The organism is Tessaracoccus bendigoensis DSM 12906 (assembly GCF_900141915.1).
Classification (GTDB): Bacteria; Actinomycetota; Actinomycetes; order Propionibacteriales; family Propionibacteriaceae; genus Arachnia; species Arachnia bendigoensis.
On the sequence record NZ_FQZG01000048.1, the window covers coordinates 25,019 to 33,853 of the forward strand.

The following is an 8,835-nucleotide window of genomic DNA, read 5'->3' on the forward strand; positions in this document are numbered from 1 at the left end:
CGACACTTTGGGTGTGGAGCATAGGGGACTCGAACCCCTATGGAACCTGTATCTGGCTAGGCATTTCAGCACCTATTGGGTAGTTCGATCCCAGCTTGATCCCACCAAGAGATGGGCCCACGGTTCCCCTCGCGACGGGCACATCGTTCATCAGCTCAACATCAAAGTCTTCAGCGCTGTGGAGTGCCGGGCTGAACTCTCGGCAAAGATCTGGCAACAGAAATGCTTGTTCCCCATCTCACCCCCGCAAAACCAGCAGGACTATTTCCTCCTACACCCTCCCCCTCCACAACTCCAGACGCTCCTCGTTCGTGGTTGACTGTGCCACGTCGACTTGCAAGGAGAGCACCGCATGACCATCACGCCAACCGCCGAAGCGCTGCTGCCGGGGCGTGTGGTCGAGGTTCGGGGTGCGATGTGGGCGGTGACGGACGTGCACCAACAGGGCCTGAGCCGGTCCCCCGCCGACGAGACTGTCGCGGGCCTGCAGCACGTCGTCACGCTCCAGGCGTTGGGCGAGGACAACCTCGGCGACGAGTTGCGCGTCATCTGGGAGCTGGAGGTGGGCAATACGCTCGCGCCGGATCAAGGCCTTCCCGCCCGTATCAGCCCCGACGCCTTCGACGACCCGAACAAGCTCGGCGCATTCGTCGACGCCGCCCGGTGGGGCGCGGTCACCTCCGCCGACGACGACGCCTACCAGTCCCCGTTTCGCTCGGGAGCGAACGTCGAGGCGTACCAGCTCGAGCCACTCAGGCGCGCCCTCCAGGCCCCACGTGCCAACCTGCTGCTCGCCGACGACGTTGGCCTCGGCAAGACCATCGAGGCTGGCCTGGTCATCCAGGAACTCCTGCTGCGGCACCGCGCCCGTTCGGTGGTGGTGGTGTGCCCGCCCAGCCTGTCGTTGAAGTGGCAGGACGAGATGCGGGACAAGTTCGGCCTCGATTTCGCCGTGGTCAACAGCGACCGCATGGCCGAGCTGCGTCGCAGCCACGGCCTGAACGCCAACCCGTTCCGCCTGTTTCCGCGCGTCATCGTCTCGATGGCTTGGCTGCGTTCGGCCCGCGCCCAGCGGCTGCTGCGCGAGATCTACGCCGACGTCGACGACTCCCATTCCGCCCGCCGTTTCGCGTTCGACGTCCTGGTGGTCGACGAGGCCCACCACGTCGCACCCTCCGCCCCAGCTCGCATCGGCCAATCCAGCCGTGGCTACGCCGTCGACAGCCAGCGCACCATCCACACCCGCGAACTGGCGGAGCGTTGCGAGCATCGCCTGTTCCTCAGCGCCACGCCGCACAACGGCCACAGCGAGTCGTTCACGGCACTGCTGGAGATGATCGACAACCGCCGATTCTCCCGCGGCGCGGACCTCGACGAGCACGCCCTGCGCGAGATCACCGTCCGCCGCCTGAAGTCCGAGATCACCTCGAAGAACTTCCCGACCCGCAGCATCAGGCAGCTCCCGTTCACTCCCGCCGACGACGAGCAGGCCCACTTCCAACTGTTGGCCGACCTCCTTAGCGCCAGCAGACAGAAGAATGGCCCGGGCCAGGGCGACGACCTGGTGGGCATGCTGCTGAAGAAGCGTTTCCTGTCCTCCCCAGTCGCGTTCGGCCGGACGCTGGCAGCCTATGCCGAGACCCTGGCCCACCCGGGCCGCACGCTGGCCGCCTCCCTGTTCGACGACGACGAGGTCCTCCGCGAGGTCCTCGGCAGCGAGGCCAGCGACGAGGAGGAAGGCCTCCGCGACCACCCCGAGTTCACCGCACTCAGCATGCGCGCCGCCACCAATCCCCTCTCCGCCGCCACGGCAGCCGACATCGACCGCCTCGTCGACTGGGGCCTGTCCTACGCCGCCCGTCCCGACTCCCGTCTGGCCGCCCTGATCTCCTTCCTCGACGGCGTGGTCCGTATCGGGCGCGACTGGTCGAACGAGCGCGTCGTCGTGTTCACCGAGTACGCGGACACCCTCGACTGGATCGTCGAGGTGCTGAGATCCAAGGGCTACGGCGACCGCCTCGCCGTCATCCAGGGCGCCACCGACGCCGACGAGCGCGAGCTGATCCGCCAACGTTTCACCGTCGACCCAGCCGACGACCCGCTCCGCGTGCTGGTCGCCACCGATTCCGCCGGCGAGGGCATCGACCTGCAGAACCACTGCCACCGCCTGGTCAACTTCGACGTCCCGTTCAACCCGTCGCGGTTGGAGCAGCGGATCGGCCGCATCGACCGTTACGGCCAAACCGCCACCCCGGAGGTCTTCCATTTCGTCCCCGACGAGTCCTCCACCACGTTCGGCGCCGACATGGACTTCATGGCCCTGATCGCCCGCAAGGTCGGGCAGGTCGCGCATGACCTCGGCTCGGTCAACCAGGTCATCGACCTGGACATCCAGCAGCACTTCTCCCCCGACAAGAACCGCAGCACCGTCGTCGACCAGCGCGCCGCCACCATCATCAACAAGACCCTGGCCGGCGGGCTGGAGCTGAACCGTCGACTCGACGAGCTCTCCCGCTCCTTCGACGCCAAGAAGCGGGACCTGCACCTCACCCCGGAGGCCACGCGTCGGGTCGTCGAGACGGCGCTGACCTTCGCCCGCCAGCCCGCGCTGGTCGAGATCGGCGACGACCGCACAAACGCACCCGTCTTCCGGGTCCCCCCGCTCGGGCCGCGCTGGCAGCAGTCCCTGGCCGGGCTCGCCACCAAACTCGACCCGGGCCGCCAGCGCCCGATCACATTCGATCCCGACGCGCTGATCGACCCCGACGACGGCACCACCAGAGCCGATCTGGTCGCCATCCACCTCGGCCACCCGCTGTTGCAGCGCTCGGCAAGGCTGCTCCGCAACGGCCTGGTAACGGTCGGCGCCGACGTGAACCGGGTGACAGCCGTCGTCATGGACGGCCTGGACAGCTCCTGCGTCGCCGCGGTCTCCCGGCTGGTGCTGGTGGGGCGTGGCGGGCTGCGCCTCCACGAGGAGGTCTTCGTCACCGGCCTTCGGATGCGCGCCCAGGACCTGGCGGAGGAGAAGGTGCAGATCCTGCTGGACCGTGCCCTCGACCCGGGCCGCCACACCCCCGCCACCGCCGCCGTCCGCGCCCACCTGGCCGACCTGTGGAACGGCGACGGCGACGCCCAAAGCCGCCTCCACGAGCGCCTGACCGGGGCGATGCAGCGCCGGGCCGAGACCCGGCAGCGCCGCGTCGAGGACCTCCTCGATTCCCGCCGCGACGCCGATCTCACCCGCGCCACGGAGATCTTCACAGCCTTCCGACGCAATCTGACCGACTCCATCGCGAGGCTTCGCCGCGAGGAGGACGAGCAGCAAGACATGTTGCCGCTCGCCGACGACCAGCGCGCCCAGCGCACCCGGGACCTGCGCGTGATGGAGGCCCGCCTCGACTCCCTGGCCGACGAGGAGCGCCGCGAGCTGGGCCTGATCCGCGACCGTTACACCGACGTGCACCCCTACGTCTCCGCCGTCGCGCTGGTCTTCGCGCTGACCCCGGCCGACGCCGCCGCCTGGGGGCAGGCCCGATGAGCCCCCGCCCCAACCCGCGCCCCCGCCGCCCCCAGGTCAGCCCTACCGAGCTGCACCGCCGCTGGCTGCAACTGGTCGACGTCGACGGCCCGTTCCTGTCCATCCCGGCACTGAGGCGGGTCTACCCGCAGGGCATCGCCACGCCCGACGTCGCGCTGCTGGCCGAGCTGAAGACCGCCAAGCAGGCCTTCGAGCAGACCTGGGACGCCTGGTCCACCGGTGCCACCACCGCCGAGTCGTACCGCAGCGCGCGCGACGAGTGGGTCGAGCTGGTGCTGCGCCGCACCTTCGGCTGGGGTCAGCACCTGACCACCGCCGACCCGCACGTCACCGTCTCCTCCCCCAACCAGCGGGTCCACACCACCAGCACCGGCGCATTCCGCCGCGGCGAGACCACGCACGCGCTGACCCTGGTGGTCGACCCGGTCCGCAGCCTGCGCGACCTCGTCGACGACGGCTGGGCCGCCAACCACATCGACCGCATGGAGGCGCTGCTCCGCACCTCCGGCGTACCCGTTGGCGTGGTCACCGACGGCCGCTGGTGGGCGCTGGTCTCGGCGCAGCCGGGGATCGCGGTGGCCTCCGGGGTCGTCGACAGCCAGACCTGGGTGGAGGAGCCCGCCACGCGCGACGCGCTGGCCGCGCTGGTCTCCCCGATCCGGCTGGCGGGCGGCAGGCCCGAGGACCAGCTGCCCGCTATGTTCGCCGACTCGGTCACCGCAGCCGAGGAGATCACCGACGCGCTGGGCCGCCAGGTCAGGCGCGCCGTCGAGTTGCTGGTGCAGTCGTTCTCCGAGACCGCCGACGAGGCCCGCCGCCGCGGCGAGCCCGACCCGCTCCCCGAAGACCCCGCCGACGTCTACACCGCCGCGGTGACCGTCATGATGCAGGTGGTGTTCCTGTTGTTCGCCGAGGAGCGCGACCTGCTGCCGGAGAGTGCGCTGTTCAACTCCGCCTACGGCCTGACCGGCCAACTCGACCAACTCAGGCAGCGGGAACGCGACGAGTCGCCCGAGGCCCTCGACGCCACGTCCGCGCTGTGGCACCGCCTGCTCGCCACCGCCCGCGCCCTCCACGCGGGCGCAACGTTCGAGGACCTGCGCATCCCCGCCTACGGCGGCTCCCTGTTCGACCCCGACCGTTTCCCGTTCCTAACCGCGCTCACCCCGCGCGGCACGTTGGCGCTCGCCGTCGACGACCTGGTGATGATGCACGTCCTCGACGCGTCCAGATGGCCGACGTGCCCGGCGAGGGCCGCCGCCCCATCTCGTTTCGCGACATCGACGTCGAGCAGATCGGCTACATCTACGAGGGCCTGCTCGGCTACGACTGCCGCCTGGCCGATCAGACCGTCGTCGGGCTCATCGGCAGGTCCGGGCAGGAGCCCGAGATCCCCCTCGCAGTCCTGAAACACCTCGCCGCCCAGCACCCGGATGCCAGGAAGCTCGCTGCCGCAGTCATCGCGTGGGTCAAGGAGGACCAGCCCGGCAGCGTACCGCCCACCGCCAGCGCGCTCGCCAAGGCGCTGACCACCACCCCCGACGATGCCGAGCTGGCACTCAGGGCCGTCACTTCCGACGACGCCCTCGCGGCCGGGCTGCGGTCCTGGCTCGGCGCCATCCGCCGCGATCTGCGCAACCGGCCCACGGTGTTCCCGGCGGGTGGGCTGCTCGTCGTCGAGACCCCATCCCGCAAGAACGCGGGCGCCCACTACACGCCGAAGGCCCTGGCCGAGGAGGTGGTCAGGCACGCGCTGGAGCCGCTCGTCTACGCGCCGGGCCCCTACCAGAGCGCCAACCGCGACGAGTGGCGGCTGATCTCGCCGGAGCAGATCCTCGACCTCAAGGTGGCCGACATCGCCTGCGGTTCGGGAGCGTTCCTGGTCTCCGCCGCACGCTATCTCGGCGCCCGGCTGGTGGAGGCGTGGCGTGAGGAAGGCGTCGCCACCCTTGGCGCGCATGAGCTGGAGACGAACGCGATTCGGCAGGTGGTGGCGCACTGCCTGTACGGGGCGGACATCAACCCGATGGCCATCGAGATGTGCAAGCTGTCGCTGTGGCTGGTCTCGCTGGACCCCCACCTACCGTTCAGTTTCGTCGACGACAAGCTGTTGGTCGGCAACTCGCTGCTCGGCGTCACCGATCTGGCCCAGCTCGAGGCCCTGCACGTCGACGCCAGCCGCGCTCCCGCCAGCCAGGCGCTGTTCGACGTCACCACCGCCGGTTTCGGCACCACCCTCGACGTGCACGGCACCATAGACCAGGCCATCAAGCTTCGGCGGAACCTAGCCACCGAGGTCGACGACACCAGCCCCATGCAGTCCGCAAGGGCCAAGGAACGCCAGCTCGAACGGCTGCACCAGACCATCGCCCGGCTGCGCGACGTCGCCGACGGCATCATCGCAGCCGGCCTTGCCCTCGACCGCAACGCCGGCAAGCCCAGCAAGCCGCTGGACGAGGCCTACGAGAACCTGCGCGTCGCCGTCAACGACGCCTACCCCAGCCACGGCGATGCCGACCGCAGCCTTCTCGATTCGATACTCCGGCGCGGACTCAGCCCCACAGTCGCCACCGGCTACGACCGCTGGCAGCCGCTCCATTGGGCCGTCGAGTTGCCCGACGTCTTCGAACCCACGCTGGGCCAACCCAAGGGAGGCTTCGACGCCATCATCGGCAACCCGCCGTTCCTGGGCGGCCAGAAGCTGACCGGCGCCATGGGCGACAACCTGCGCGAGTGGTTCGTCAACACCCTGGCTGGCGGCGCCCGGGGGAGCGCCGACCTGGTGGCCTACTTCTTCCTCCGCGCCTTCTCCCTGATCGGGCCACGCGGGACGCTCGGCCTGATCGCGACGAACACGCTCGCCCAGGGCGACACCCGCGAGGTCGGCCTGGACCAGATCGTCCGCGACGGCTTCACGATCACCCGCAGCATCCAGAGCCGCAAGTGGCCGGCCGCGAGCGCCAACCTCGAATACGCCGCGGTCTGGGGTACCAGGACCCTCGTCCCAGACACCATCCATCGGGTCTCCGACGACGTTCCCGTCACCCGCATCTCCACCCTTCTGGAACCCCAGGGCCGCGCCACCGGAGCCCCGGTCAGGCTGCCGGAGAACGAAGGCATCGCCTTCCAGGGTTGCATCGTCCTGGGGATGGGTTTCGTCCTCGACCCCGAGGAGGCCCAGAGTTGGATCGGCGAGGACCCCCGCAACGCCGAGGTCCTGTTCCCCTACCTGAACGGCGAGGACCTCAACTCCCGCCCCGACCAGTCCACCCCCCGCTGGGTCATTGACTTCAACAACCGCCCCGAGGACATCGCGTCCACCTACGCCCTGCCGTGGCAGCGATTACACGAGACCGTCCTCCCCGAGCGCGCACGGAACAACCGCAAGGTCTACCGCGACTACTGGTGGCAGTTCGGCGAGAAGCGCCCCGCGCTGCGGGACGCCATCAAGGACCTCGGCCACGTGCTGGCCATCGCACGGGTAAGCAAGACAGTGATGCCAACTCGAATCCCGACCAACCAAGTGATGAGCGAGCAGATCGTGGTCTTCGCGACGGACTCGTTCGCACAGCAGGCGGTGCTGTCGTCGTCACTGCACCAACTCTGGGCGATCACATACGGCTCAACACTTGAGACCCGTGTGCGCTACACGCCGTCGGATGTGTTCGAGACGTTCCCGCGGCCGCCGGAGACGGCGGAGTTGGACGAGTTGGGTCGAACGTTGGATTCGGAGCGGCGAGAGCTGATGCTGCGCCGGGACTTGGGGTTGACTAAGTTGTACAACCTGGTCAACGACGAGTCGATCCGCTCGACATCGGATGCGGACGTGGCCAGGCTGCGTGGGCTCCACGAGGAACTGGACCACGCGGTGATGCGCGCCTACGGCTGGGCCGACGTCCCGCTGGACCACGGCTTCCACACCTACCGCCAGATGACCCGCTGGACGGTGAGCCCCACCGCCCGGGAAGAAGTCCTCGACTGCCTACTGGAAGAAAACCACCGCCGCGCCCACCCAAGCGGTTGAGCCGGCACCGTATCCAGATGGTTGAGCCAGCGCCGTATCCAGATGGTTGAGCCAGCGACCCGCGAGGAACGAGCGCGTCGCGTCGGTCGAAACCAATCGGGACCATCCTCGGGGAGCCAGACACGGTTTCGACCATCAGTCAGTTTCCGGCTGATCCTCCACCAGTGCATCGGCAAGGCTGCTGAGTCTTGCTGGCAGGTCAGGGTGATGTTTTCTGAGGCGTCGGAGCCGGTTGGCCGCGACTTGGCACTGCTCGGGAGTCCCAACCTCACGCAGCATGCCGAGCAGGTCCTCATCTGGCTGCCAGTCGCCATCCTCTCGATGATCAATGGCACTATGGACAAGGATCAGGTACGCCACATTGAAGAGGTGCTTCGCCAGTCCCGGCGCGGACTGCAGCAGTGCTGGGATCGCATCCCACTGGAGTTTCTCGATGAGCTCGTTGCCAAGGTCGGCAGCAATCTCCGCGTCGGCACGTGCGGCGTAGGCGGCCTCAACCCCGGCCGCTGCCGCCAAGACCAGGAGACCACGATGCTGACGGATCATCGGACTATCCCCATAGCTGGCCAGGACTGCCAGTGCATCGCGGCTGCCCACGAGGTTAGGGTGTCGCAGTAGGTACCGCTCAGAGCTGTGCCAGTCCGTGGTCTGCAACCATTCCTCCAGTTGCTCGCGAAGCACGAAGATGGGCCCGACTCCCGCCAGGACGGCTGGGAGGCCGTCGCGCTCGATGTCGTCAAGGAGCCGCTCCAGCAAAGCCAATTCTCCCAGCTCTGGCTGTTGGAAGCACAGCAGTCGAAGGCCTGCTCGCACTTCAGGCTCGGTCAGTTGATGCAGGTGGTCCGACAGGAACTGCTCTCGCGCAGCCCACGCGCCGGCACGCAACCACTGATTCCCGAGGCCCATCAGGTCCTCACCGGGCTGGAACAAGGTCCAACCTGGCAGCTTGGCCACGAACTCATCCGCCAGATCAGGGCGTTCTTCCAGGACCCAAGCGACCGTGCCCACAACGGACCGACGGGACTCACCGGCCGCACGAGGATCATCCGACACCTGCTCACAAAGCAGGGAAGCCTCCGCCAGGTCCGAGACGACGGGGTCGCCCACGTCGTCCCTGCTCCCGGGCTGCTGCAAGAGCCAACGCACGCGGGCAAGACGCAGGTGAATCTCAGTACCGGACGTCAAGCCACTCCACGCGTCTTCAAACGCCTGTAGCGCACCGGTCCGGTCCCCCACCTCCGAAAGCCGGTTCGCCAAGTTGTTCAACGAC

Annotated in this window: 4 protein-coding genes; 3 read left to right on the forward strand and 1 reads right to left on the reverse strand. The window is 68.4% G+C overall.

Going from position 1 to position 8,835, the window contains the following annotated elements:
- Window positions 1–352 precede the first annotated feature (352 nt).
- The 3 genes from drmD to BUC15_RS12510 all read left to right on the forward strand — a co-directional run bounded on the left by drmD (window position 353) and on the right by BUC15_RS12510 (window position 7,565).
- Window positions 353–3,541 (forward strand): DISARM system SNF2-like helicase DrmD, encoded by a 3,189-nt coding sequence (drmD, locus tag BUC15_RS12505; protein ID WP_084189568.1) that lies wholly within the window; start codon window positions 353–355, stop codon window positions 3,539–3,541.
- On the forward strand, window positions 3,538–4,950 hold the full coding sequence (locus BUC15_RS20795) for a hypothetical protein (protein ID WP_245787973.1): 1,413 nt from the start codon (window positions 3,538–3,540) through the stop codon (window positions 4,948–4,950). Before drmD ends, BUC15_RS20795 begins: the two co-directional genes overlap by 4 nt.
- A 239-nt stretch (window positions 4,951–5,189) precedes the next feature.
- Window positions 5,190–7,565: an Eco57I restriction-modification methylase domain-containing protein gene (locus BUC15_RS12510; RefSeq protein ID WP_281249289.1), complete on the forward strand. Its 2,376-nt coding sequence runs from the start codon at window positions 5,190–5,192 to the stop codon at window positions 7,563–7,565.
- 135 nt (window positions 7,566–7,700) lie between these two features.
- On the opposite strand, the gene BUC15_RS19545 is transcribed toward BUC15_RS12510, so the two are convergent.
- A partial coding sequence (locus BUC15_RS19545) for a hypothetical protein (protein WP_217652228.1) occupies window positions 7,701–8,835 on the reverse strand: 1,135 nt, incomplete at its 5' end.

Coding starts and splice junctions, on each gene's coding strand:
- drmD (WP_084189568.1), top strand. CDS start 353: ATGACCATCACGCCAACCGCCGAAGCGCTGCTGCCGGGGCGTGTGGTC.
- BUC15_RS20795 (WP_245787973.1), top strand. CDS start 3,538: ATGAGCCCCCGCCCCAACCCGCGCCCCCGCCGCCCCCAGGTCAGCCCT.